We start from the raw sequence: 25704 nt of genomic DNA, 5'->3' as shown, positions 1-25704 counted from the left end.
CATACACGCAGAAGGATATCCGGCTGCCGAAATGAAACACGGACCAATTGCTTTGATTGATGAAAACATGCCGGTTATTGTAATTGCACCACAACAAAATCATTACGATAAGGTTGTGAGTAATATTCAGGAGATTAAAGCACGTAGCGGAAAAATCATTGCATTGGTATCAAAAGGTGACGAACAAGTTAAAAATCTTGCCGATCATATCATCGAAATGCCAAATTCAACCGAAGCGTTAACATCTATTATTGCCACCATTCCATTACAGTTACTGTCTTACCATGTAGCTGTTTTAAGAGGTACAAACGTAGATCAACCAAGGAATTTAGCCAAATCGGTTACAGTAGAATAATTTAAAAATGACGAGCACAAACAGGGTTCGTCATTTTTTATAGAAAATATTAATTAGGGCTATTTATTATTACAAAAAAAAACTATCTTTGCACATCGAAAAAAGTCGTTTTTTCACAATTGATAATTAGCTGTTAAATAAATACATAAGCAATGTCTAAAGTTACAGGAAAAGTTGCACAAATTATCGGACCAGTAGTTGACGTAGTTTTTGATACTACATCTGCTGCATTACCGAAAATTTACGATTCATTAGAAGTTACTAAAGCCGATGGATCAAAATTAGTTTTAGAAGTTCAATCGCACGTTGGTGAAGATACCGTACGTACAATCTCTATGGATTCTACCGACGGTTTAAGCCGTGGAACAACCGTTATTTCTTTAGGTTCGCCTATACAAATGCCAATTGGTAAAGAAGTTTTCGGTCGTTTATTCAACGTGGTAGGTGATCCTATCGACGGATTGGAAGCTTTACCAAAAACAGGTGAAAATGGTTTACCAATTCACCGTCCTGCTCCAAAATTCGAAGATTTATCAACATCATCAGAAGTTTTATTTACAGGTATCAAAGTAATCGATTTGATCGAACCTTATGCAAAAGGTGGTAAAATTGGTTTATTTGGTGGTGCCGGTGTAGGTAAAACCGTATTAATTCAAGAGTTAATCAACAATATCGCAAAAGGTCACGGAGGTTTATCTGTATTTGCTGGTGTTGGTGAGCGTACTCGTGAAGGAAACGATTTATTACGTGAGATGTTAGAGTCTGGTATTATTAAATATGGTGACGATTTCATGCACTCTATGGAAAATGGAGGATGGGATTTATCTAAAGTTGATAAAGCCGGAATGATGGATTCTAAAGCAACTTTCGTATTCGGACAAATGAACGAACCGCCTGGTGCACGTGCTCGTGTAGCTTTATCTGGTTTAACAATTGCTGAATATTTCCGTGACGGAGCTGGTGATGGTCAAGGTAAAGACGTATTGTTCTTCGTTGACAACATCTTCCGTTTTACACAAGCTGGTTCTGAAGTATCTGCATTATTAGGTCGTATGCCTTCTGCAGTAGGTTACCAACCAACTTTAGCAACAGAAATGGGTGCAATGCAAGAGCGTATTACATCTACAAAAACAGGATCTATTACATCGGTACAGGCGGTTTACGTTCCTGCGGATGACTTAACGGATCCGGCACCTGCTACAACATTTGCCCATTTAGATGCAACAACTGTATTGTCTCGTAAAATTTCTGAATTAGGTATTTACCCAGCGGTAGATCCATTAGATTCTACTTCACGTATCTTAACACCGGAAATTTTAGGTAAAGAGCACTATGCTTGTGCACAACGCGTAAAAGAAATCTTACAAAAATATAAAGAGTTACAAGACATTATTGCGATCTTAGGTATGGAAGAATTATCAGAAGCTGATAAATTAGCCGTTCACCGCGCACGTCGTGTACAACGTTTCTTATCACAACCTTTCCACGTAGCAGAGCAGTTTACAGGTATTCCTGGTGTATTGGTTGATATTAAAGAAACAATTAAAGGATTTAACATGATTATCGATGGTGAATTAGATCATTTACCAGAAGCAGCATTCAACTTAAAAGGTTCAATTGAAGATGCAATTGAAGCTGGTCAAAAAATGTTAGCTGAAGCATAATCACATAAAACAATTTATTATGATTTTAGAAATTGTTTCACCAGAGGCTACACTATTCAAAGGTCAAGTTACCGCAGTGTCTGTTCCTGGAATCAATGGTGAGTTTCAAATGTTAAGCAACCACGCGCCAATTGTTTCTTTATTAGTTGAAGGAAGAATTAAAATCGCAGGTACTAACTTACAGTTTGAACCACAATTTGAAAACCGATTTGAAAAGATTGACAATAACACTTATTATTTGCCAATTAAATCGGGAACACTTGAATTAAAAGATAACAAGATAAATATCTTAGCAAATTAAATAGAAAACCAACTCAAATGAGTTGGTTTTTTTGTTTATATAGATTTGATGATCTGCTGCAAGGTTTAAAAACCTTGTAGCTATATATTACAATAAACAACAACAAAACCTACAAGGTTAAGAAAACCTTGCAGGAAATAATAAGCTTACTAACTTTGAATAAAACAGGCACAAAAAAACACCTTACTACAAGGTGTTTATTTTTTGTATCATACTATCTTGTTGAAGAATCCAGTTGTAATACGCATTGTCATCGTACAGTTGATGCACGTATTCTGCAACCAGATAAAACATAATATTAGGTTTGTGTCGATCTAAATTAAAAGTCAAGCCGCTGGTTTTTAAATGCGCTTTTAAGTCGTTAAAATATTTAGGATCTTTATAGATACGATCCGCCAATTGTTTAGGCGTTAAACGCTGTAAATATGCTCGCTCGCTTTCGATCTCTTCAAAAACGTAGTAACTTACCAACGACGTTTTCATTAAAAGCTGAATCGCATCTTCGCCGTGCTTATTCTTCAACGGAATAAAAACATCGGGCACAATACCACCACCACCATAAACCGTTCTTCCGCCAGTAGTTTTAAACTTTAAACTATCAGCCAGATGAATACTGTCTTTGGAATACAGCTCGCCCGACTTAAATCTGTTGCTTAAATCACTGTTATATTCATCTAAACCTTCTGCATAAGGTTTTTGGATCGATCTACCCGAAGGCGTGTAATAACGAGCTGTAGTCAAACGAACGGCAGATCCATCGCCCAAATACATTTCACGCTGTACCAAACCTTTTCCGTAAGATCTTCTTCCGACAATTGTTCCGCGATCATTATCTTGAATAGCACCTGCAATAATTTCACTTGCCGAGGCTGAATTTTCGTTAATTAAAACGTACAGCTTTTTATCGGTAAATAATCCTTTGTTTGATGCTTTAGTAATTTTTACGTTCCCTTTTTTGTTCACTGTTTTCACAATGACCTCATTTCCTTTTAAGAAATCGTCAGCAATCTGTATCGCGGGTTCCATATAACCACCGCCGTTTTCACGTAAATCTAAAACAAGTTCATCAATGCCTTGTTTCAGCAACGATTCTAATCCGGCTTTAAATTCGGTATAAGTAGTTTCTGCAAAACGATTAATCTTGATGTATCCGGTATGATCGTTCACTTTAATGGCAACATCAACGCTTTTCAACGGAACTTCGCCACGGGTTATTTCAACATCGAAAAATTTATTGGTCGATTTTCTGTAAACTTTAAGTAAGGCTTTAGATCCGGCGTTTCCTTTCAACAAATTGATGATAGAATCGTTTGACAAACCTTGGTTATACAGCTGAACTTTCTCTGCGTACAAAATACGGTCGCCAGCTTTTAAGCCAGCTTTATCAGACGGACCGCCCGGTAAAGGTTTAACAACCGCCAAGGTATCGTTCAAAACATGATAATTGATACCGATTCCCACAAAAGAACCTTTCATTACGTTTTGAACCTCATCAAATTCTGACTTTGAAATATAAATAGAATGCGGATCTAACTGCGCCAAAATATTGTTCACTGTCATATCGATTATAGAATCGGTATTTACATTGTCAACATATTCCTGTTCAATTAAATCGATCAGTTTGTTCAACTTCACACGACCTTTATCATCTTTAACAGAAAAGGGTGCGCCGTTTTTAGTAAAAAAACCGCCTAAAACAATACCTGCCGCTAAAGACCCCATTGTTATTAAAGGCCACAAATAATTCTTCTTATTCATACAACAAAGAGCTTATATCCTCTATCTGAACCACTTCTACTCCAGCTCTCTTTAAAAATTCAATACCAGCTAAATCTTTATAACTATTTTGATAAACAACGCGTACAATGCCCGACTGATGTATTAATTTACTGCAATCTCTGCACGGACTCATTGTTATGTATAAAGTAGCATTATCACAAGATTGTGTAGATTTTGCTACTTTTAATATGGCATTTGCTTCGGCATGAAGCACGTACCATTTTGTTTTACCGTCTTCGTCTTCACAACAATTTTCAAAACCAGAAGGCGTGCCGTTATATCCGTCAGATATAATCATTTTATCTTTAACGATAATGGCACCAACTTTTTTACGCTGACAATAAGACAACTGTCCCCACTCTTTTGCAATTTTTAAGTAGGCTTTGTCGTATTTATTCAACTTTGCATGTTCATTCATAGAATTGAAAACAAGGAAAATATTACAATTTTTTTAACAAAAATTCGGTAGTGCAAAATTACATAAAAACAATATTAAATAGTTTAAAATTGATATAATTCTGTAAAAAAAACGAAAAAAAATTTTGATTTTAAAATTTGATAAAAAAATCACAATTTAAACCAAAATGTTTTGATATGATTATTTTTTTGTTAATTTTAAAGATTAATAATAAAACAGACGGTTATGTTATATCAGGATATTTATGACAGTGGTTTCAAGGAAAGAAATAAAGGGCACTTTGCATCTATTGTAAGGGTGGCTTATAATGACGGAGAATACACTAAAACAGAACGTGAGTTTATTGATGCTTTAGCAAATAAATTAGATATAAGCGAAGAAGATTACAGAGCTATTTTAAAAAACCCGAATGGTTATCCCGTAAATCCGCCTTATTTGCAGGAACAACGTATTGAGCGTTTGTACGATTTGGCGCGAATGGTTTTTATAAATCATATTTTAGGACCAGAGCAAAAAGCGACTTTACGAAAATTCACTTCGGCTTTAGGCTTTGTAGGTGACATCGCATCTATTACAGATAAATCTTTAAGCTTGTTGGTTATGGAATATAACCTAGACGATTTTAAACGGGAAATGGATGTATATATTAAAAATGTAAATAAAAAAGCGAGTTAAAAAACTCGCTTTTTGCTTATAGAAAACTCTCAAGTTTTTCTACCATATTTTTACTTCCGCAGAAAATAGGCACGCGTTGGTGCAGTTCTGTAGGTTCAATTTCTAAAATACGCTGGTGACCGTCGGTTGCTTTTCCGCCAGCCTGTTCAATAATCATTGCAAAAGGGTTGCATTCGTACAATAAACGCAGTTTTCCGTTTGGTTTTGAAACCGTTCCCGGATACATATAAATTCCGCCTTTTAAAATATTTCTGTGAACATCGGCAACCAAACTACCAATGTAACGCGCGCTGTAAGGTTTTTTAGAAGTATCGTCTTTACAAAAATCCAAGTAATCTTTCACGCCTTGTTCAAACTGATTGAAATTTCCTTCGTTTACAGAGAATATTCCTCCGTCTTCGCTGATTTTCATATCAGGATGCGATAAAAAGAACGTTCCCAACGATGGATCTAACGTAAAACCGTTTACACCGTTACCTGTTGTATAAACCAACATTGTAGAAGATCCGTAAATTACGTAACCTGCCGCTACTTGGTTAATTCCTTTTTGAAGGAAATCGGCTTGAGTTACCGGCGTTCCAACTTCTGAAATTCTACGGTAAACAGAAAAAATCGTTCCTACCGAAACATTCACGTCGATATTCGATGATCCGTCTAAAGGATCCATTAATAAAACATATTTATTACTATTGCAGTTATTAGGACCTGAAATGGTAATAAACTCGTCGTTTTCTTCCGATGCAATTCCACAAACAATTTCACGGTTAATTAAGGTTTGAATAAAAACATCATTTGCAAAAACATCCAGCTTTTGTTGCTCTTCGCCCTGAATATTTTCACTGCCAAATGCTCCGGTAATATCAACCAAACCTGCCTGATTTACCTTTTGAGCCACAATTTTTGAAGCCAAACGAATGGAGTTCATCAAACGAGACAATTCCCCCGAAGAATACGCAAAATGCTCTTGTTTTTTAATTATAAATTCGCCTAACGTAATAAATCTTTGTTCCATAATTGTGTATAAAAAAGTGGTACAAATATCGGTAAAATGTAGATACGAATCTATTTCTTTTCACATTTTTAAAAATAGGTATTGTGTTAAGAAAATGGTTCGCTACTTTTGCTTTAGGCAAACAAAATATTTTTAAGTTAATCGTATGAAGGTATTTAAATTCGGAGGGGCATCAATTAAAGATCCGCAGGCAATTCGCAACGTTTTACACGTTTTAAAAACCGTTGGTTTTACCGATAGTTTAATTATTGCATCGGCTATGGGCAAAACAACAAATGCTTTAGAAGATGTTGTAAATGCTTATTTTAAGAAACCTACCGAGCTTAAAAATTGTATTGACGCTGTAAAAAACTATCATTTAGATATTAGTGAAGATCTGTTTACAGATAAAAATCATTTGATTTTTGATCAAATTTCTGCTTTGTTTACCGAAATGGAACTTTTTTTAGCGAACAACAAATCACCTAATTATAATTTTGTTTATGATCAGATTGTATCATACGGAGAAATTATTGCAACTACTGTTTTAAGTTATTTTTTGAACGATCAGCAGATAGAAAACACTTGGATTGATGCTCGAAATTTAGTAAAAACCGATACCACTTATCGCGATGCTATCGTTGATTGGAAAGCAACCGAAGAAAATATTACCAACCAGCTTAAGGACCAAAAACTGTACATTACACAAGGTTTTATAGGATCGGATGCCAATAATTTTTCGGTTACTTTGGGCAGAGAAGGATCTGATTATTCGGCAGCAATTTTTGCGTATTGTTTGAATGCCGAAAGCGTAACGATTTGGAAAGATGTTCCGGGCGTTTTAAATGCCGATCCACGTTATTTTGAAGACACCGTTCTGTTGAATAAAATATCATATCACGAAGCTATAGAATTAGCTTTTTACGGTGCATCGGTCATTCACCCGAAAACCTTACAGCCGTTGCAGCGCAAAGAAATTCCTTTGTATGTAAAATCGTTCGTAAATCCAACGTTGCCGGGAACATCGGTATCAAAAGGTGCCGGATTAGAACCTCAAACCGCGTGTTTTATAGTTAAGAAAAACCAACTGCTTATTTCTATTTCATCTAAAGATTTTTCATTTGTAATGGAACATCAGGTAAGCGATATTTTTAAATTGTTTGCAGAGCAGCATATAAAAGTGAACGTTATTCAGAACTCTGCTATTAGTTTTACGGTTTGCGTGGAAGATAAGTTTGCAAACTTCGATCATATTTTTGAAGATCTTGCAAAAAACTTTAGTATAACTTACAACGAAAATGTTTCACTGTACACAATTCGTCATTTTACCAGCAACGACGCACAAAAAGTAATTGCCGACAAAACCGTTTTGTTACAGCAGGTTAACCGCGAAACCATTCAAATTGTAACGAAAGAATAATAATTGAAGTTGCTAAAATTAGTGGCTTTTTTGTTTTTAAGATTTTTTTGGCACACTATTTGGCTTGCGTTAACAAATTTAAAAACACAATAATCATGAAAAGAATTATTTACCTTTTAGCCCTAATCTCTACAAGTGCTTTTGCCCAAGATCAACAAAAAGATGTTGTAACTGTTTCTGCAAACTACAATTTTTCTGAACCAACCCAATACGGTGTAAGTATGGAATTTGCTAAGGACACCAAATTAGACGAACGTCATTCTTCATGGATTTTAAATGTTGGATACGGACAGATGGAATTAGACGAAAACAACCTTAAAACAACCGGACAAGGTTTTGTTGTTGAATTAGGAACACGTAATTATTTTAAGAAAGGTGTTCGCCAAGGATTTTACGGAGAAAACTTTATTACGCACGGACAAATTAAATTCGATGAAACAATCAACGGTCAGAATTTTGAAGGAAAGTACAGTTATTGGAGTATCATTAACCCGAACGTTGGTTACAAAATTCAGCTTACTAAAAATTTAAGTTTAGATCCATCGGTTGGTTTCAACTGGAAATGGGAAGTGAAAGGCAAAGGCGATATTGACAACCAATACTTTGACAACTTCGTGTTTAAAGCAGGCGTTAAACTAGGTTATACTTTTTAATAAAAACACTATTCAAAAAAGTCTGTATTGTTTAAAATGATGCAGACTTTTTTATTTATTCGAATCTTGAAAACATCATATCACTCAAACCATAAACTTTCTACAAGAAAAATACACTATTTTTGATGTTTTGAAGTTATAACTTACATGAAACAGTTTTTTTGTTTTGTATGGTGTTTTTTAATTTTTTCTTTTGCTCATGCACAGGAAACAAATTCGCTGTACAAATCAAAAAAAATCATAACCGACTCTTTAACCACAACGGTTCATTTAGATAGCGTTGCACTAAACAACACCTATTTTAAGATTGTCAACAATCAGGGAATCGATTTAGATACCGCAAATTACACGGTAGATTACAACAAGGCAACCCTTACATTTACCAAACCGATGCAAGATACCTTAAACGTTTCCTTTTTAAATTATCCCGATTTTTTAACCCGAACCTATGCTTTGTATGATACCAAACGTATCGTTCCAAATAAAGAAGGCGCGTATATTTTCTCGGTTCCCGAAAAACAGACAACAACATTTACACCTTTTGAAGGATTGAATACTAACGGAAGTATTTCTAGAGGAATTACCGTAGGTAACAATCAAAATCTGGTAACAAATTCCAATCTGGATTTACAGATTGTCGGAAATTTATCAGATAAAGTTCAAATTCGCGCATCGCTGCAAGACAGTAACGTTCCTTTGCAAAATGGCGGATATTCACAAAAAATGGATGAGTTTGATCAGATTTTTATGGAATTGTTCTCGACCAACTGGAGTATTAAAGCCGGAGATTTGTTTTTAGAAAATAGAACTTCCCGCTTTTTGAATTTCAATAAAAAAGTTCAGGGAATTTCGGGCACCGTAAAATTTGGAAACGATAAAAGCAAAACCACCATTGAAACCGCAGCTGCTTTGGTTCGCGGGCAATATGCAAAAAGCGAATTTGTTGGTCAAGAAGGAAATCAAGGTCCGTACAAATTAAAAGGCAGCAACAATCAATTGTATATTCTGATTATTTCGGGGTCGGAATCGGTGTATGTCAACGGTCGAAAATTAACCCGAGGCGAACAGAACGATTATGTGATTGATTACAATTCGGGTGAAATTCGGTTTACAACGCTTTTCCCAATTACTGCTGAAATGCGTATTGCGGTGGAGTATCAATATACCGACAGAAATTATGCTCGATTTTTGGGTTATGGCGGCATTAAACATGAACGCGAAAAATGGAATATTGCCGGATATGTTTATACCGAAACCGATATAAAAAATCAGCCTGTACAGCAAAATCTAAACAAAGAACAAGTCGATATTCTAAAGCAAGCCGGCGACAGTTTGGCTCTAATGATGGCTCCGTCTGCGTATCCCGACACTTATTCAGAAAATAAAACACTGTACAAAAAAGTCAACCAAAACGGATACGAGTTCTATCAGTATTCTAACACGCCAACCGATACGTTGTACATGGTTTCGTTCAGTTATGTGGGTCCAAGCAACGGAAATTATCGTTTAGCAAACTCTTCGGGCGTTGGTAAAATTTATGAATTTATTGAACCTGTAGATGGATTAAATCAAGGCGATTATGAACCGTTGATTCAATTGATTGCACCTACGCGTTTGACTTTGGCAACCGTTATGGGACAATACAAACCGAAAGATTTTACGCAGGTAGATTTTGAATTTGGATTTAGCAACCACGACCAAAACCTATTTTCGCCCATTGACGATGAAGATAATCAAGGAATTGCCGCCAATGTTAATGCCACGCATAGGGTTTTAAACAATAAATGGAAGGTCGACGTTTTTGGGAATGTGCAGTTGGTAACAGAAAACTTCAAGACCATTGAACGCTTGTATTCTATTGAATTTGATCGGGATTGGAATGTTTCAAACACTTTCGGAAATCAATCGTTACTGACTTTCGGATCTAAAGTTTCGCCGAACGACAATAGTTTTTTCACTTATCAATACAGCCGATTAGAATACACAAACAGCTACATTGGGCACAAACAATCTTTGATTGGTAATTATCTGTACAAAAACTTCAACCTAAATACCAACACCAGTTTTTTATCGGCAAAAGGCAGCGTTTACAACACCAATTTTGTTCGAAGCAAAACTCAAGCAGTTTACACAAAAGATAAAAATTGGGCAGGTTCGCGTTTAGATTTGGAAAATTATCAGGTAAAAGATGTTGCTACACAGCAGTTTCAAACCTTATCACAAAAATATGCGCAAATTGATGCGTTCGTAGGTCGTGGCGATACCTTGAAAACCTATGTAGAAATTGGTTATAAATTCCGTGTGAACGATTCGTTGCAGAATAATGTATTGCGAAATGTTTCAAACGCGCATTCGTTTTATGTAAAATCACAGCTTTTTAAAACCCAGACTAGCGATTTGTCTGTTTACGCAAATTACCGTCGATTAAAATATACCGATACCGGCTTGGTGGAACCTACATTGAATTCGCGCATTACCTACAACGATCGCTATTTAAAAAATCTGATACAAACCAATACTATTTACGAAACCTCATCGGGAGCTGTGGCGCAGCAGGAATTTACTTATATTAAGGTTGATCCCGGTTTGGGAACGCACATGTGGAACGATTATAACGGCAACGGAATTCAGGAATTGGAAGAGTTTGAAATTGCGCCTTATCCCGATCTGGCTGAATATGTGCGGATGTTTTTGCCGAATCAGAGTTTTGTAAAAACGCATCAAACCAAACTAACGCAGGTTTTTAATTTCAATTTCAGCATTTGGCAGAACGAAAGCGGCTTTAAAAAATTTGCCAGTCAGTTTCATTTGCAGTCGTCTTTTATTATCGATCGAAGTATTTTGAGAGATGGAAACGGAATTGCATGGAATCCTTTCGGATCTTCGTCTGATGAACTGGTGGCAGAAAATTCAAACATTCGTAATTCGATTTATTTCAACCGTGGGAAACAAAAATACACTACCATTTATTCGTTAATAAACAATCGGGCAAAAAACCTGATGAATTTTGGAAGTTTAGATAATAAAATTACCACGCATCAGATACAGTTTCAACATTTATTGAACAAGTGGTGGCTGGCGCAGTTAACCAATAAATTTGATCGGGTTGAAAGTGTTTCGGAAAACTACGGATCTAAAAATTACCTGCTGAATAATTTAAGCATTAATCCCCGAATCAGTTATCTGTTTTCGCAAAATGCCCGAGTGGAATTATTTTATGAATGGAAGGATAAAGAAAATGTTCAAGGCGATTTGGAAACGTTGCAACAACACCGCATTGGAACGGCTTTTAACTGGAGTACTTCGCAGAAATTTACATTGAACGGAGAATTTTCGCTTTACTACAACAAATTCGTAGGCAATCCTTTGTCGGCTGTGGCTTATCAGATGCTGGAAGGTTTACAGCCCGGTAAAAATATTACATGGCGATTGTTGTTTCAGCGTAATTTAACCAAGTATTTAGATGCCAACATAAGTTATCAGGGCAGAACCAGCGAAACCGCAAAAACCATTCACACAGGAAGTATTCAATTGCGTGCGTTTTTTTAAACAAAATGTTTATATTTGTTACTTTAATAGATCAAAAATCATGAAAAAAATAACAATTATTGCATTATTTGCTGCATTAGGTTTGGTTTCTTGCAACGATAAAAAAGCAGAACCTACTACAACAACAGAAACAACAACTACAACAGACGCCGCTCCGGTAGATCCGCATGCGGGTCATAATCATGCACCAGGTGAAGGTCACGACCACGATCATGGAGCAGCAGCAACTACAAATACAGCTGACACAAAAACGTCAACAGGGATGAATCCGGCACACGGACAACCAGGTCACCGTTGCGATATTCCTGTAGGAGCACCATTAAACTCGCCTCCAGGACAAGGAGCACAACAACAAGCAGCGCCGACTTCAGCTCCGGCAAGTCAAGGTGGCTTTTTAGGCGGAAACGCACAAGCTCAAGCTCCTGCACAACAACAAGCAGCGCCACAACAGCAAATGCCTAAACAAGAAACAGCTCCGGGAATGAAAGGAAAACCAAACCCAGCACACGGGCAACCAGGTCACCGTTGCGATGTATCGGTTGGTCAACCATTACCATAATAACAGTTTAGCATTAAATATAAAACCTGTAAGATTTTAAATCTTGCAGGTTTTTTTGTTATTTTAGTATAGAAAAAAAACAATGAAAACACTACTGTTAATTATATCACTATTTCTTTTTTCTTGTAAAGAGAAGAGTAAATTAATTTCTGATGTTGAAACAAATAACGAACCAGAAAACACGGCTGTTTCTTTTGAAGGTAAAAGTAAAACCATTCATATTTTTGTAGCGCTTTGTGATAACAAATACCAAGGAATTGTTCCGGTGCCAACAAAAATTGGTTACGGGCAAGATCCCGACAATAATTTATATTGGGGTTGCGCTTACGGAATTAGATCGTACTTTAAAAAAAGTAAAGAGTGGAAGTTTTTAAAATCTGAAAAAAACATAAGTAATTTAGTATTAGAACGAATTATTTTTAAGCATACATCAAAAGATTATTATTTGATAGCCGATGCGTATGATGGAAAATATATCAAAGAATGCACCGTTGACTTTTTAAAAAGCAGCTCGGGAATTATTAAAGACACCTTAAACATCAATAACGAAACTATTGGTATTTCGGGCAATTCCAGTTTAGTATCTTACATTGGTCATGATGGATTAATGGATTTTCAACTTTCAGAATCTTTTAAAAATACTGATGACAAAAAAAGAGATGTAATTATTCTGGCTTGTTACAGCAAACGTTTCTTTTCTCCACATTTATCAAATTCAAACGTAAATCCTTTGGTTTGGTCAACAAATTTAATGGCTCCTGAAGCTTACGTTATACACGATGCAATTACCGGATATGTCAATAATGAAGATAACCAGCAAATAAGAAGCCGAGCCGCAAAAGCATATTCCAAATTTCAAAAATGTTCAGAAAAAGCTGCTAAAAATTTACTGGTAACAGATTGGTAGTTTCTTTTAATTCATACAAAACTCTGTAGGTTTTTCACTATTTTTGTAGGCTGAAAACCATACAGTCATGATTCAAAATCCTAAACGATATACCGTTACAGCGGCTTTGCCTTACACCAACGGACCTATACATATTGGGCATTTGGCGGGCGTTTACGTTCCTGCCGATATTTACGCTCGTTTTTTACGCCTGCAAAACAAAGATGTTGCTTTTATCTGCGGATCCGATGAGCACGGAGTTGCAATTTCAATGAAAGCCAAAAAAGAAGGTATTTCTCCGCAAGAAGTCATCGATAAATACAACAAAATCATTAGCGATTCTTTTCAGGAATTTGGAATTTCGTTCGATAATTATTCGCGTACTTCGGCTAAAATCCATCATGATACCGCTTCTGATTTCTTTAGAAAATTGTATGATGAAGGCAAGTTTATCGAAGAAGTTACCGAACAATTGTACGATGCCGAAGCAGATCAGTTTTTGGCAGATCGTTTCGTAACCGGAACATGCCCTAAATGTAACAGCGAAGGTGCATATGGCGATCAATGCGAAAAGTGCGGAACCTCGTTAAACGCAACCGATTTAATCAATCCAAAATCAACCATAACAGGTTCAACGCCGATTTTAAGAGAAACCAAACACTGGTTTTTACCTTTAGATCAGTACGATACTTTTTTGCGTGAATGGATTATTGAAGGTCATAAAAACGATTGGAAACCGAATGTTTACGGACAAGTAAAATCGTGGTTAGACGATGGTTTGAAACCACGAGCAGTTACCCGTGATTTAGATTGGGGAATTGATGTGCCTGTTGATGGTGCCGAAGGCAAAAAACTGTACGTTTGGTTTGATGCGCCTATTGGTTATATTTCATCGACCAAAGAATGGGCTGCCCGCGAAGGAAAAGACTGGGAACCTTATTGGAAAGATCAAGACACAAAACTGGTTCATTTTATTGGGAAAGATAATATTGTATTTCACTGTATTATTTTTCCGGCAATGTTGAAGGCAGAAGGCAGCTATATTTTACCTGATAACGTGCCTGCAAACGAGTTCTTGAATTTAGAAGGAAATAAATTATCGACTTCTAAAAACTGGGCAGTTTGGTTGAATGAATATTTGATCGATTTCCCTGAAAAGCAAGACGTTTTGCGTTACGCTTTAACGGCAAATGCGCCAGAAACCAAAGACAACGATTTTACTTGGAAAGATTTTCAGGCTAGAAACAACAACGAATTGGTTGCAATTTTTGGAAATTTTATCAACCGCGTGGTGGTTTTAACCAATAAATATTACAACGGAATTATTCCTGCGCCAAATGCTTTTAATGAAGTTGATGAGAGAACGCTGGCTGAATTAAAGGCGTATCCGGCAGTAATTGAAAGTTCAATTGAGCGTTACCGTTTCCGCGAGGCATTGGGCGAATTAATGAATGTGGCACGTTTAGGAAATAAATATTTAGCTGATGAAGAGCCTTGGAAACTGATTAAAACCGATGAAGAGCGTGTGAAAACACAAATGTATGTGGCATTGCAAATTGCTGCTGCATTATCTACATTGGCTGAACCGTTCTTACCATTTTCTGCTGCGAAACTTAAAAACATGCTGAATATTGTTGAACCAATTACTTGGAACCAAGTTGCAGAAACATCAGATTTAATTGCGACGGGTCACCAGATTGGCCAGGCAGAGTTATTATTTGCGAAAATTGAAGACGAAGAAATTCAAAAACAGATTGATAAATTGGAAGCTACAAAATTGGCAAATGCAGCCGAAGCAAAAACGGCAGAACCTCAAAAAGAAACCGCACAATTCGAAGATTTCGCAAAGATTGATTTACGTGTAGGAACAATTATTGAAGCCGAAAAAATGCCGAAAGCTAATAAATTATTGGTTTTAAAAGTTGATACAGGTATCGATGTGCGTACCATTGTTTCAGGAATTGCCGAACATTTTACTCCAGAAGAAGTAATTGGCAAACAAGTTACCGTTTTAGTAAATCTTGCTCCAAGAGCTTTACGTGGCGTGAACAGCGAAGGAATGCTGTTACTAACCGAAACGAAAGAAGGTAAATTGGTGTTTGTAAACCCTGATGAAGCTGGAGTTTATAACGGCGCAACGATAGGATAATTTCATTATATTTTAAAAAGGCCACTTTTTTTAGTGGCTTTTTACATTTTAATCTAATAAGTTAAATTTAGATAAATTAATTTTAGTTGGTATATAATCTTGATATTCAATTGAGATAGATTGTGTTACATTATTTTTATTTACAAATTCTGAATTCTCTTCTGAAATTTTAAAAAAGGTATATTCGTATTTAAACTCACCTGCATTCAAATCTCCTTCATACGACTTAGACAGATAATAGGGTTCTGTTAAATTTGGAAAACGATATAAATTACCTTCATAATTTCTGAACATTCCAAAAGGATGTATTTTTTTACTTTTTAAATCGTAAATTAAGTGAAATTCAATTAAACATCCTAAACCTGTACATGGAAATGAATTCAATTCAAAAATCATCAATTGATCATTTTTATAATACTTTACTTTCTTTAAATTACTTGCAAAACTAAGTTCAACAAATCCATTTTCGGCTTGATTTAAAGTTTTAAATTCATAAGTTTTAATTAAGTTATCATTCAATTTAATACTTAAACCTTCATTTGTAAGGAAAGGCTTAATTATAAACTTATCTAATAGAACCGTATCATTATCCACTAAAATAATATAATCAGGATCAATAATTCGATTATTTAATACATTATGCATACTATCTGTTTTTTGTTCAAGATAAGTATATATATTCTTAGTTTCTGTTACAACTTCTTCCTTAACAACAGTAGTTCTACAACAACTTACAATAGAAAAAAGTAAAACGAGATAATAAATGGATTTCATTTTGTCATTATTTTACTGAAATAAGTTCAACTTAACTAATATTAATCTACTGCGCATCCAATGCTTGCAACGCAAAACTTCCCAACCAATGGCTTCCCATATAATCATCGTTTGATATGTTTGGAAAAGCAGCGTTAAAATGTTTTTCGGCAATGGGTTTTAAATGATTCAGTTCAGGCAGCACTTTGGCAATTTGAAACAAACAGGTTGCTCTGCTAAAGTTCAATCCTTCTAAATGCACCAAATGTCCATCGGTTCTATCGGAAACCTTACCAACCTCCAAATCAAATTTCTTATCAAACAATTGTGGCAAAAATTTCTGTAACCACGCTTTATAATCGGTTTGGGGCAACACTTTGCTCATTAACCACGCTTCCTGCAAACAAGGCGATAAAAAGTCGTGACCGCTTGGTTCGTAAGTAATTGGGCAATTGGCATCGTTCGTGTATAATTCTTTAGCTTTTGCGGTAATCGCATCTTTTAATTTCGTATTGCCAACCGTTTGTGCGTATTCCAAACTCAACGCCATACCAAAAGCCGTATTGTCGTGCGTTCCGGTTCTAATCGGGTAATTTAATTTTGGCAGATACTCCAAATATCGTTCTACAAAAACATTCTCTAACGGTTGTAACGTTTTATACCATTGCTGCGCTTTCGGATTGTCTTTCCAGGTATATAATTCTTCTTGTAACTTGAAAAACCACGCCCAACCGTAAGTTCTTTCGAATGTTTTGTTGTGTGGTTGATCGAAAAAAGCTTTTTCTATCGCTACATTTTCATCAGTAAATACTTTTGTAAGTAATTGATCGATCGTTTTATCCTGATCTAATTCCGGAAATTGCTTCACTAATTTTACAACCGACCAATATCCGTGTGCCGACGAATGCCAATCGAAACAACCGTAAAAAATTGGACGTAATTGTTTTGGTGATTTCAATTCATCTGATGATTTTAAAACCTGTCCCAATTTATTCGGATATTCAACCTCTAAACAATGCAGCGGAAGTGCGATGATTTTTTGCGCTTCAGCCAATTCTAATTTTAATGCTTTTTGATTGTGATCTGGCTGAATTGTGGTTTCCGCAATATCTTTTTTGCAAGATATCATCAAAAGAACACAAATAAATAATGAAGAGAAAAGCTGTTTCATGTATCGAAATTTTTATAAATATAATGAGAATAAACAAAAAAAGCAGTTCCGAAGAACTGCTTTCAAATATTTTTAATGCTTAAAGTACATCTTGAATAGTTGCATCTTTATCGAATGCTGCTTTAGCAAACGGACATAAAGGCAAAATCTTAATGTTGTTTTCTCGAGCGAAATCAACAGCTGCTAAAACCATCTTTTTTCCAACTCCTTGACCACCAAATGAGGAATCAACTTCGGTATGATCTATAATAATTAATGTATCGCCCGCTTTACTGTAAGTCATTTCACCTGCTTTTGCTCCGTTTTCAGTTGCAATAAAAGCACCTTTATTTTCTTCTTTTCTGTGATTGATTTCCATAACCATTTTAGTTTTATGTTCGTTCTTTAAAATTATAAAATACTTTGGCAACAATTGTTAAGCTATATTAAGATTGATGTTTTTTATAGCTTTTAATAGTTTTGTAAAGAATATTAAAGTCTTCTTTTTTAATTGATCTTTCATCAATAGTGATTTTCCGACCATTTTGTGTTACAATACTGACTTTTCTAAATATAAAATACTTGTTATCATTTGAAAACCATTTAATAATATTCAGAGGATTATTAAAATGATTCATGTTTACGATCTTCTTATTATAAGTAAATGAATCCTTCAAGTTGATCGTTTTCTTATACAAACACAAGAAACTTGATTTTATAAGTTTATCATCAATAATTAGAAAGGTTCCTATTCTCCATAGGCTAAAAAGCATGATTAAAACACCTAAAAAAAGCCAAAATATGGAAATCGTTATTTGATTCAAATTAAAAGAAAACAAGAATAATAAAATAAAAAACATTCCATAAACCATACTGAATGAAGGAATAGTTTTATCTATACGTGTCTTCATAATTTACTGCTAAACAGCTTTTTTCTGCTTGTTTTTTTGAACAATTTGATATGTCACAAACAGAATAATCAACCAAACCGGAATTAAAATTACCGAAACATGCATACCCGTAATACTCATAATTGCTAAAATTGCCAATAAAAACACAATACAGATATAATTTGAAATTGGATATATTATAGACGGAAACTTCGTTTTGATATTTGCCTGATCTTTAAACTTTCTAAATTTTAAATGTGTAAACGAAATCATGATCCAGTTAATAATTAAACATGAAACCACTAACGACATTAGTATTTTAAAAGCTTCATCGGGCATAAATTTGTTAATAATGATACACAAACCTGCAAAACAGCTCGATACAATAATGGCACGTGTTGGCACAGCGCTTTTATTAAGATGCATTACAAATTTTGGTGCGTTGCCTTGTTCTGCTAAACCATATAACATACGGCTGTTGCTGTAAACCGATGAGTTATAAACTGATAAAGCTGCTGTTAAAACAATTAAATTCAGCACATTTGCAATTAGGTTTGTTCCTGAAACATCGGTTCCAAACACGTTAAAATGCAAACCTTTTAAATTATCAAAAACCGTTACAAACGGGCTGGTTTCTGTAGTAATAGTTGCCCAAGGTGAAAGCGAAAAAAGGATGATTAAGGCGCCCACGTAAAAAATCAAAATTCTATAAATAACCTGATTGGTTGCTTTTGGAATATTTTTCTCCGGATTTTCGGCTTCGGCAGCTGTAATTCCAATCAATTCCAATCCTCCGAATGAGAACATAATAATCGCCATGACCGAGAGCAATCCTTGATAACCGCTTTCTGTTTTTTCAAACCAGCCTTTCGGGAAAAATCCGCCATTATTTGTCAGGTTTGATATACTTGCCTGTTCGCCACCCGTTCCTGAAATCAATAAATACGTTCCAAAAACAATCATTGCCAAAATAGCAACTACTTTAATAATGGAGAACCAAAATTCGGCTTCGCCAAACATTTTTACCGATCCTAAATTTAAAGCGGTTATGGTTACAAAGAAAAATAAACTAGAAACCCACAACGGAATATCGGGCCACCAAAACTGCACATACTTTCCAATGGCGGTTAATTCTGCCATAGAAACCAAAATGTACAAAATCCAATAGTTCCAACCCGAAGCATAACCCGCAAACGAACCCCAATATTTATAGGCAAAATGCGAAAAAGATCCCGAAACAGGCTCTTCTACCACCATTTCTCCCAACTGGCGCATAATAAAAAAGGCAATGATTCCTGCAAAGGCATATCCAAAAATAACCGATGGTCCTGCTAAAACGGCTGCCGGTCCAATTCCTAAAAATAAGCCGGTACCAATAGCTCCACCCAATGCAATTAGCTGAATATGGCGGTTAGACAACCCGCGTTTTAAGGTGTTGTCTGTAGTTGTTTGTTCCAAAGTTGAAAGTTTTAGTTTGTTTTAACTGCTAAAATAAAAGTTTATTTTAGAAAATCAATAAAAAAGGCTGCACTTGGCAACCTTAATTTTTTACTATGAAGATCCATTTGGCGTTTTCAACCACACCTGAATCGAATACTTGCTTAAAATAATGTACTTTACCATTGCTGTTTTGCAGGGCGTAACGAACAACTTCCAAATTCTGAATCTGTGCCCATTTTTCCTGTGCTTTACCAGTTGGCGATGGTGCGTTTGTTAATTCAACAGCATCATTTGGTAATGCCATAAAATCTTCGGTTAAAACTCGACCAAAATCTTGCGGTGGCATTATCGGGTTTGGAACAATTATTTCGCCACTGCCCATGAAAACCTGCGTTGCATGATAAATCAACTGATTTCCTTCGGTATAATGAACCTTAATATATCCAACATCAGCTGGAGGAACATTTTCAACCGTTAAATTATACGTTGGATAATGTTCATTATAATGATAAACTTCTCCGCCCTCGAAATTATTGGTTAAATCATCAACAATTAATACTGACACCATATTTTCTGGTTCAGATGGAACATAATCATCATCTTCGCCGCATCCACACATCCATGCACATAATGATCCACCTAACATTAGTACCAAATTTTTAAAACCCATCATACACAACTGATTTTTACTAAATTAGGGTTAAATATAATTAAAATTTAAATACCTCAATCAATTGAATGTAACAGAATTACAAATGACTTAAAAAAGACTAAATTCTTTTTAAAATTCCGTAAAACAACATACTTAAGCCAACGCCAACAGCCGCACCCAATGATTTTGAATGCCCTGTAATTTTTGTTACGGCAATACCTGCCGCTGCACCTGTGGTTACCAAAGCAGCTATATCTTCGTAATTTAGCTGCTGCATTTCTTGTTTAATTACATTTTTCATAGTTTCTCTTTTTCTATTAAATGTACAAAATTTAATTATTGTTCGATTTTTTTTAACAAAAACACCAATTTTGAACGATTAAAAATTTATAGGTTTTATCTTTGAGGAAACTTTCACAAAATGATTGAAAACATCCAAGTAATTGCTTTTGATGCAGACGATACGCTGTTTATTAACGAACCTTATTTTGACGAAGCCGAAGAAAAATTTTGTGCTTTAATGAGCGATTATTTATCGAAACAGAGTTTGGCGCAGGCACTGTTTCAAACCCAGATAAACAATTTACCTTTGTACGGTTACGGCGTTAAAGGATACATTTTATCGATGGTTCAAACGGCTTACGAGGTTTCAAACCACACGGTATCGACCAAAGTAATGGAAAAAATCATTGAAATTGGTAAGGACTTATTGACAAAACCTGTTGTTTTGTTAGACGGAATTGAAGAAACTTTACAGCAGTTACACGGAAAGTACAAATTGGTTGTTGCTACAAAAGGCGATTTAAAAGACCAGCACCGCAAGTTGCATTTATCGGGTTTGGGTGCGTATTTTCATCATATCGAAGTGATGGTTGAAAAGGAAGAATTAGATTACGAAAAGCTTTTGAAACGTTTAGAAATTGAACCTGAAAATTTTTTAATGATCGGAAACTCGCTAAAGTCTGATGTTTTGCCGGTTTTAAATATTGGCGGAACTGCCGTACACGTACCTTTTCACACTACTTGGGCACACGAACGCATTGACCATGAAATTGTGCACAATAATTTTTACAGCGTTGAAAAAACAAGTGAACTTATGACTTTATTGGATTTATGAAAACGGAAATTAATTTAGATACCTGGAAACGAAAAAGTCATTTTGAATTTTTCTCGGCAATGGACGAACCTTTTTACGGACTAACCGTTGAAATGGATGTAACGCAAGCCTACAAAAAAGGCAAAGAATTAAAAACATCGTTTTTTATCTACTATTTGTATGCTACGTTGAAAACCATTAATGAATTGCCGGCTTTTAAGTTGCGAATTGATAACGGAAAAGTCTTTCAGCATGATCGTATCGATGCTTCATCTACAGTTTTAAAGGAAAACGAAACGTTTGGATTTTCACATATTATCTATCATAACGATTTTACTGTTTTTCGAGAATCGGTAAAAAAGGAAATAGCACGAGTACAACAAACCGACACTTTACTTACAAAAGACGATTACGGCGATAACATTATTCATTTTTCGGCTATTCCTTGGGTGAATTTCACCTCGTTAACGCATGCGCGCGGATTTAAACATCTCGATAGTTCGCCAAAAGTTTCTATTGGTAAAATGATTGATAAAAACGACAGAAAGTTTTTTAATGTTGCCTTATTTGCACATCACGGTTTGGTTGATGGTATTGATATGGGTCGATTTTTTGATTTGTTTCAAGATGTTTTGAATGAGTAGAATTATTATTTTGATATTAATCAAACTCCTTTAGAATAAGTTGGAAAATGTTGTTTTTAATGTTCTCTTCTTTTTCTATTTCATATCCATTTTTCAACATTTCATTCTTACTATCTTCGTCAAAAGTATTAAATTCAACAAATTCCTCTTCAATACCTTCAATAAAGTTTTTCAAGGTAGATTTGTCAAAATTGTAATAAGCAAACTGCTTTGGATCTTGTATTACTTGCAAAGCATCTTCTACGTGAAGCCGATTACTTTCAGTTAATTTTGAACAGTAACTTTCTTTGTTATTTTCAATCACCTTAACTATTCTGCTCATTAATTCGTAATCAGCTGAAGTTGGATTCTTTTCTATATGTTTGATAATGTTCTTAAGTGTACTTTTTGCTTCTTCAGAAAGCTTAATATTTCTTTTTGATTTTGTTTGATTTATTAAATTTTCAACAACATCAACAACAGCTTTAATTTCATTATCGCGTGGCGATTTTACATTGCCACTTACAATGCCGGGACCATATTCAAAAGCACTCAATAAATAGTTTGTTCCATCATAAATATCAAAATCACTTCGTTCATATCTTGTAGTTTTCAATAATTTAACAAATGCGTTTGTTAACAATTCTGCATCTTCCTTATTAATATGTGCTTGATATTTTTTTATGTTTACTTTTTGATAATTTTCTTCAGCATACCATAAATTAGATTTTGTTTTTTGAAAACGAGCTACAAAACTATCAGCTTCATAATTTCTAATATCCCTGTCAACTTGAAAAATATATTCGGCATCAAAAGATGGACGAACCAACATTCTTATATGAAAATCTTCTTCCAAGCCTTCATATAATTTCTCTTTTATTTTTTGATTATATTCTAAACTATATTTTGGCAAATCAAAATAATTATCATTGGGATTTAAACCATCATACATAAGAAATAATTGACTTTGGGCTGTAAAACAGTTTATAAGGCAAACTAGTAGAATAAAATAGTTTTTTATTTTCATAAATGTGATTTTTAACAATATAAGAAAATCATTTCAATTTCTCTGCAAACGATAATATGTCCGTCTGGATCTGCGAATTTTCGTGAATATAAAAAAAATCCCGATGCATCGGGATTTTAATTTTTAGAAGAACAATACTTCGTTGATAACAATTTCGGTAATGCTACGCTTTATACCTTCTTTGTCTTCGTAGGTGCGATAAGTTAATTTACCTTCAACGGCAATTTCCTTCCCTTTTTCTACGTATTTCTGAATCAGCTCTGCGGTTTTGCCCCACGCAACAATATTGTGCCATTGGGTGGTTTCTATTTTTTCTTTTTTATCGTTGTAATAAAAATCGCTGGTTGCTAACGATAAAGTTACTTTTGTACCATTGTCAAAAGTTTTTGTTTCTGGTGTGTTACCTACTCTTCCTACAAGACGAACACTGTTTCTTAATGTACTCATGGCGTTTAAATTTTAAATGATTAAATAATTATCTGGCACAAAGTTGCAACAGCTTCCAAATTTTATTCGGTTGTTAATCATTTATAGTCGATTGTAAGCGTTTGTTGTCGAATGCGCAAGTATTATTTAACCTTTATACCACATAGTTTTTTATATTTTTAACATATATAAAACTTTAGTATATTTGGGCACTATTGAAAATTATTCTAAACAACCTTATAGAAATGATAAAAAAAACTAGAATTTACCAATCTAAATAATAGTAAATCGAATATCTATTACTTCAATGAAGATATAAACATACTAACTGGAAAAAATGGATGCGGAAAAACTACATTGATGAAATTGATGTGGTATTTAATAAGCTTCAACTTTGAAAAATTATATAATGAAGTTGACGTTGAATTCGCTAAAATAACCTCTTTCGATGATAGTTATTATCAAGTGAACTTTAAAAAAAGGGATTTAGAAAAAACAATTAACATAAAAATCTATAATAGTAAATTAAATGAATTGCTCGAGAGAGATTTTTATCATGATGAAATTGACATCCATTTTAAACATCTTGAAATTTTTAAGTCTTCACTATTTTTTCCAACATTCAGACGAATTGAAGGTGGTTTCAATATTGAAAGAAACAGGAGAGGATTTAGAAACAATAGTCTTAGAGAATCATTAGAGGAAATTTCAGAATCACTAAGTCAACAAAATCATCGCTTTATTACATCTATTTCTACAGATGATATTGAAAATTTAATTAGTAAAAAATATGCAGATATTTCATTTAAAATTAGAAATATTGAAAACCAACAGTCCCGTGAAATTTTAGAATTAGTTGCAAGAAGCAATGACAAGGAAAAAGAAACTCTTGGTGAAATTAGAAATGTTATCAAAAAAAACAATAAATCTAGAGAGGAGTATTTGAAGCCATTTACTTTATTAGATTCATTTGTTAAACAAGTGTTTAAAGAAAAATCCATTAGATTTAATAGAATTTTCTTTGGAGAAGAAAGTACTGCTATCCTTTCAGATAAATTATCTGCAGGAGAAAAACAGATGTTAAGTTTTATGTGCTATAATTTCTTTTTCGATAATTGTATAATCTTCATAGATGAACCTGAATTAAGTTTACATACAGATTGGCAAAGAATATTATTTACAATATTGTTGAAACAGGAAAAAAACAATCAATTTATAATCGCCACACATTCACCATTTATATACTCAAAATATCCTTCTAAAGAAATATTAATTGATAATGATAGAGGAACAAACTTATAATGAATAAAAATATTTTAACTCCGGATATCATTGTTGAAACATTAAAAAGAAGTTCTTTAGATACAGTTCTTATTGAAGGTCAAGATGATAAACAAATTTTTGAATATATAGAAAAAGATATTAAAGATCAAATAATTGATTTTTTCCCATGGAACGGAAGAAACAATTTAATTGAGGTGTATAAAAGACGGAAAGAAATTGATACCAAATGTTTATATTTTTGTGATTCAGATTTATGGTTATTTAAAGATTGTGAATTTGAGAGAGATGAAACTTTAATATCAACAACTGGATATTCCATTGAAAATGATCTATTTGAAGATTCAAAGGAATTCATATTAAGTCTTTTTGATGATGATGAATTTGGACAATTTGAAACATTAATTAATAACTTATCTAGATGGTTCGCTTATCAAGTTCATCTTTATTTGAATGGTATGCCTTGTAGTTATGCAGACAAAAGTATTTTAAGTGATAATTTCATGCAAAATCTTGACATAATTACGCAAGATTATAAAGATTTTGATTATCGAAAAATCGATAGTTCTATAATAGAAAAATTTGATAACTACCCACACGTGTATCTTAGAGGAAAATTTTTATTCCAAATATTCGAATATATCTTTCAACAAAGAAGTAATAATGTGAGGTTTACAAAAAAGCAATTATTCGATTTAATTTATCGACAAATTGATAAAACAAATGAAAATAAAATTTTATTTAAAAATATTGAATTAATAAAAGATTTTTTTAAATAAATTCTGTTGCGTAGTATTGGTAAAAAGTTAATTTAAAGTTATCAATTGAAACTTTATTCTTTAATTGTACGTCTTCAAAGTAAATTAGACAGTTAAATATAAAAACTAATTTAGTGTTTAGTTTATAAATTTATTAATTTTTGTTGGTTGTAGAATTGTCTTCTTTTCTGAATTGTACTGTTTTTTAT

At 34.1% G+C, this 25704-nt stretch carries 25 protein-coding genes and 1 pseudogene; 14 read left to right on the top strand and 12 right to left on the bottom strand.

Annotation, left to right across the window (positions count from 1 at the left end; genetic code table 11):
* The 3 genes from F0460_RS15705 to F0460_RS15695 all read left to right on the top strand — a co-directional run.
* Positions 1-355: SIS domain-containing protein (locus tag F0460_RS15705; RefSeq protein WP_150012326.1), on the top strand; the 355-nt coding region annotated here is incomplete at its 5' end.
* Positions 356-507: 152 nt separating this feature from the next.
* Positions 508-2019: a F0F1 ATP synthase subunit beta gene (atpD, locus tag F0460_RS15700; protein ID WP_150014978.1), complete on the top strand. Its 1512-nt coding sequence runs from the start codon at positions 508-510 to the stop codon at positions 2017-2019.
* A gap of 19 nt (positions 2020-2038) precedes the next feature.
* Positions 2039-2320 carry a F0F1 ATP synthase subunit epsilon gene (locus F0460_RS15695; protein WP_091521039.1) on the top strand — a complete coding sequence of 94 codons (282 nt, stop codon included), beginning with the start codon at positions 2039-2041 and terminating at the stop codon, positions 2318-2320.
* 186 nt (positions 2321-2506) lie between these two features.
* Here the strand turns inward: F0460_RS15695 and F0460_RS15690 are convergent, their stop codons facing one another.
* Positions 2507-4078, bottom strand: coding sequence for a S41 family peptidase (locus F0460_RS15690; RefSeq protein WP_150014975.1), 1572 nt, complete (start codon positions 4076-4078; stop codon positions 2507-2509).
* Positions 4071-4517 carry a deoxycytidylate deaminase gene (locus F0460_RS15685; RefSeq protein ID WP_150014972.1) on the bottom strand — a complete coding sequence of 149 codons (447 nt, stop codon included), beginning with the start codon at positions 4515-4517 and terminating at the stop codon, positions 4071-4073. The genes F0460_RS15690 and F0460_RS15685 overlap by 8 nt, the downstream gene beginning before the upstream one ends.
* Before the next feature lie 225 nt (positions 4518-4742).
* Between F0460_RS15685 and F0460_RS15680 the strand changes: the two genes are divergently transcribed.
* Entirely contained in the window at positions 4743-5192 is a 450-nt protein-coding gene (locus F0460_RS15680; protein ID WP_150014969.1) for a tellurite resistance TerB family protein, read from the top strand.
* 16 nt (positions 5193-5208) lie between these two features.
* Here F0460_RS15680 and fbp read toward each other — a convergent pair whose 3' ends face one another.
* Positions 5209-6204: a class 1 fructose-bisphosphatase gene (gene fbp, locus F0460_RS15675; RefSeq protein ID WP_150014966.1), complete on the bottom strand. Its 996-nt coding sequence runs from the start codon at positions 6202-6204 to the stop codon at positions 5209-5211.
* 145 nt (positions 6205-6349) lie between these two features.
* On the opposite strand from fbp, the gene F0460_RS15670 reads away from it, so the two are divergent.
* The 6 genes and pseudogenes from F0460_RS15670 to metG all read left to right on the top strand — a co-directional run bounded on the left by F0460_RS15670 (position 6350) and on the right by metG (position 15399).
* Positions 6350-7603, top strand: coding sequence for an aspartate kinase (locus F0460_RS15670; RefSeq protein WP_150014963.1), 1254 nt, complete (start codon positions 6350-6352; stop codon positions 7601-7603).
* A 95-nt stretch (positions 7604-7698) separates the two neighbouring features.
* On the top strand, positions 7699-8256 hold the full coding sequence (locus F0460_RS15665) for a hypothetical protein (protein WP_150014960.1): 558 nt from the start codon (positions 7699-7701) through the stop codon (positions 8254-8256).
* A gap of 147 nt (positions 8257-8403) precedes the next feature.
* Entirely contained in the window at positions 8404-11805 is a 3402-nt protein-coding gene (locus tag F0460_RS15660) for a hypothetical protein (RefSeq protein WP_150014957.1), read from the top strand.
* A 262-nt stretch (positions 11806-12067) separates the two neighbouring features.
* Positions 12068-12364 (top strand): annotated as a pseudogene (locus F0460_RS16480) (hypothetical protein); the annotation flags it as partial.
* An 82-nt stretch (positions 12365-12446) separates the two neighbouring features.
* Entirely contained in the window at positions 12447-13271 is an 825-nt protein-coding gene (locus tag F0460_RS15650; RefSeq protein WP_223810838.1) for a hypothetical protein, read from the top strand.
* 67 nt (positions 13272-13338) lie between these two features.
* Positions 13339-15399, top strand: coding sequence for a methionine--tRNA ligase (gene metG, locus F0460_RS15645; protein WP_150014954.1), 2061 nt, complete (start codon positions 13339-13341; stop codon positions 15397-15399).
* Between the two features lie 48 nt (positions 15400-15447).
* Here metG and F0460_RS15640 read toward each other — a convergent pair whose 3' ends face one another.
* From F0460_RS15640 to F0460_RS15610, 7 genes are all read right to left on the bottom strand, one after another.
* Positions 15448-16173, bottom strand: coding sequence for a hypothetical protein (locus F0460_RS15640; protein ID WP_150014951.1), 726 nt, complete (start codon positions 16171-16173; stop codon positions 15448-15450).
* A 46-nt stretch (positions 16174-16219) separates the two neighbouring features.
* Entirely contained in the window at positions 16220-17323 is a 1104-nt protein-coding gene (locus F0460_RS15635) for a DUF2891 domain-containing protein (protein WP_150014948.1), read from the bottom strand.
* 79 nt (positions 17324-17402) lie between these two features.
* Positions 17403-17681, bottom strand: a complete 279-nt coding sequence (locus F0460_RS15630; RefSeq protein WP_150014945.1) for a GNAT family N-acetyltransferase — start codon at positions 17679-17681, stop codon at positions 17403-17405.
* Positions 17682-17748: 67 nt separating this feature from the next.
* On the bottom strand, positions 17749-18213 hold the full coding sequence (locus F0460_RS15625; protein WP_150014942.1) for a hypothetical protein: 465 nt from the start codon (positions 18211-18213) through the stop codon (positions 17749-17751).
* 9 nt (positions 18214-18222) lie between these two features.
* Entirely contained in the window at positions 18223-19650 is a 1428-nt protein-coding gene (locus F0460_RS15620; RefSeq protein ID WP_150014939.1) for an amino acid permease, read from the bottom strand.
* Positions 19651-19732: 82 nt separating this feature from the next.
* The gene (locus F0460_RS15615; protein WP_150014936.1) at positions 19733-20305 is read right to left on the bottom strand and encodes a hypothetical protein; all 573 of its coding nucleotides are present in this window, start codon (positions 20303-20305) and stop codon (positions 19733-19735) included.
* A 97-nt stretch (positions 20306-20402) separates the two neighbouring features.
* Positions 20403-20585, bottom strand: coding sequence for a hypothetical protein (locus tag F0460_RS15610; protein WP_150014933.1), 183 nt, complete (start codon positions 20583-20585; stop codon positions 20403-20405).
* 120 nt (positions 20586-20705) lie between these two features.
* Between F0460_RS15610 and F0460_RS15605 the strand changes: the two genes are divergently transcribed.
* Both F0460_RS15605 and F0460_RS15600 read left to right on the top strand, forming a co-directional pair.
* Positions 20706-21401, top strand: coding sequence for an HAD family hydrolase (locus tag F0460_RS15605; RefSeq protein ID WP_150014931.1), 696 nt, complete (start codon positions 20706-20708; stop codon positions 21399-21401).
* Positions 21398-22024, top strand: a complete 627-nt coding sequence (locus F0460_RS15600; RefSeq protein WP_150014928.1) for a CatA-like O-acetyltransferase — start codon at positions 21398-21400, stop codon at positions 22022-22024. Before F0460_RS15605 ends, F0460_RS15600 begins: the two co-directional genes overlap by 4 nt.
* Before the next feature lie 16 nt (positions 22025-22040).
* Here F0460_RS15600 and F0460_RS15595 read toward each other — a convergent pair whose 3' ends face one another.
* A complete protein-coding gene (locus F0460_RS15595) occupies positions 22041-23030 on the bottom strand; it encodes a hypothetical protein (protein ID WP_150014925.1) in 990 nt (329 codons plus the stop codon).
* Positions 23031-23153: 123 nt separating this feature from the next.
* Positions 23154-23477, bottom strand: coding sequence for a single-stranded DNA-binding protein (locus F0460_RS15590; protein WP_150014922.1), 324 nt, complete (start codon positions 23475-23477; stop codon positions 23154-23156).
* A gap of 273 nt (positions 23478-23750) precedes the next feature.
* Here F0460_RS15590 and F0460_RS15585 point away from each other — a divergent pair, with 273 nt between their 5' ends.
* Together F0460_RS15585 and F0460_RS15580 are read left to right on the top strand one after the other, a co-directional pair.
* Positions 23751-24758, top strand: coding sequence for an AAA family ATPase (locus tag F0460_RS15585; protein WP_150014919.1), 1008 nt, complete (start codon positions 23751-23753; stop codon positions 24756-24758).
* Entirely contained in the window at positions 24758-25516 is a 759-nt protein-coding gene (locus tag F0460_RS15580; protein WP_150014916.1) for a DUF4435 domain-containing protein, read from the top strand. Before F0460_RS15585 ends, F0460_RS15580 begins: the two co-directional genes overlap by 1 nt.
* Positions 25517-25704 lie beyond the last annotated feature (188 nt).

It is taken from the genome of Paenimyroides baculatum (assembly GCF_008629655.1).
Lineage (GTDB): Bacteria > Bacteroidota > Bacteroidia > Flavobacteriales > Flavobacteriaceae > Flavobacterium > Flavobacterium baculatum.
The sequence above is the reverse complement of the archived record's forward strand: the minus strand, read 5'-3'. Positions and strand labels throughout refer to the sequence as shown.

Coding starts and splice junctions, on each gene's coding strand:
- F0460_RS15680 (WP_150014969.1), top strand. CDS start 4,743: ATGTTATATCAGGATATTTATGACAGTGGTTTCAAGGAAAGAAATAAA.
- F0460_RS15590 (WP_150014922.1), bottom strand. CDS start 23,477: ATGAGTACATTAAGAAACAGTGTTCGTCTTGTAGGAAGAGTAGGTAAC.
- F0460_RS15650 (WP_223810838.1), top strand. CDS start 12,447: ATGAAAACACTACTGTTAATTATATCACTATTTCTTTTTTCTTGTAAA.
- F0460_RS15605 (WP_150014931.1), top strand. CDS start 20,706: ATGATTGAAAACATCCAAGTAATTGCTTTTGATGCAGACGATACGCTG.
- F0460_RS15670 (WP_150014963.1), top strand. CDS start 6,350: ATGAAGGTATTTAAATTCGGAGGGGCATCAATTAAAGATCCGCAGGCA.
- F0460_RS15580 (WP_150014916.1), top strand. CDS start 24,758: ATGAATAAAAATATTTTAACTCCGGATATCATTGTTGAAACATTAAAA.
- metG (WP_150014954.1), top strand. CDS start 13,339: ATGATTCAAAATCCTAAACGATATACCGTTACAGCGGCTTTGCCTTAC.
- F0460_RS15610 (WP_150014933.1), bottom strand. CDS start 20,585: ATGAAAAATGTAATTAAACAAGAAATGCAGCAGCTAAATTACGAAGAT.
- F0460_RS15630 (WP_150014945.1), bottom strand. CDS start 17,681: ATGGAAATCAATCACAGAAAAGAAGAAAATAAAGGTGCTTTTATTGCA.
- F0460_RS15625 (WP_150014942.1), bottom strand. CDS start 18,213: ATGAAGACACGTATAGATAAAACTATTCCTTCATTCAGTATGGTTTAT.
- fbp (WP_150014966.1), bottom strand. CDS start 6,204: ATGGAACAAAGATTTATTACGTTAGGCGAATTTATAATTAAAAAACAA.
- F0460_RS15695 (WP_091521039.1), top strand. CDS start 2,039: ATGATTTTAGAAATTGTTTCACCAGAGGCTACACTATTCAAAGGTCAA.
- F0460_RS15595 (WP_150014925.1), bottom strand. CDS start 23,030: ATGAAAATAAAAAACTATTTTATTCTACTAGTTTGCCTTATAAACTGT.
- F0460_RS15640 (WP_150014951.1), bottom strand. CDS start 16,173: ATGAAATCCATTTATTATCTCGTTTTACTTTTTTCTATTGTAAGTTGT.
- F0460_RS15615 (WP_150014936.1), bottom strand. CDS start 20,305: ATGATGGGTTTTAAAAATTTGGTACTAATGTTAGGTGGATCATTATGT.
- F0460_RS15690 (WP_150014975.1), bottom strand. CDS start 4,078: ATGAATAAGAAGAATTATTTGTGGCCTTTAATAACAATGGGGTCTTTA.
- F0460_RS15660 (WP_150014957.1), top strand. CDS start 8,404: ATGAAACAGTTTTTTTGTTTTGTATGGTGTTTTTTAATTTTTTCTTTT.
- F0460_RS15600 (WP_150014928.1), top strand. CDS start 21,398: ATGAAAACGGAAATTAATTTAGATACCTGGAAACGAAAAAGTCATTTT.
- F0460_RS15635 (WP_150014948.1), bottom strand. CDS start 17,323: ATGAAACAGCTTTTCTCTTCATTATTTATTTGTGTTCTTTTGATGATA.
- F0460_RS15665 (WP_150014960.1), top strand. CDS start 7,699: ATGAAAAGAATTATTTACCTTTTAGCCCTAATCTCTACAAGTGCTTTT.
- F0460_RS15685 (WP_150014972.1), bottom strand. CDS start 4,517: ATGAATGAACATGCAAAGTTGAATAAATACGACAAAGCCTACTTAAAA.
- atpD (WP_150014978.1), top strand. CDS start 508: ATGTCTAAAGTTACAGGAAAAGTTGCACAAATTATCGGACCAGTAGTT.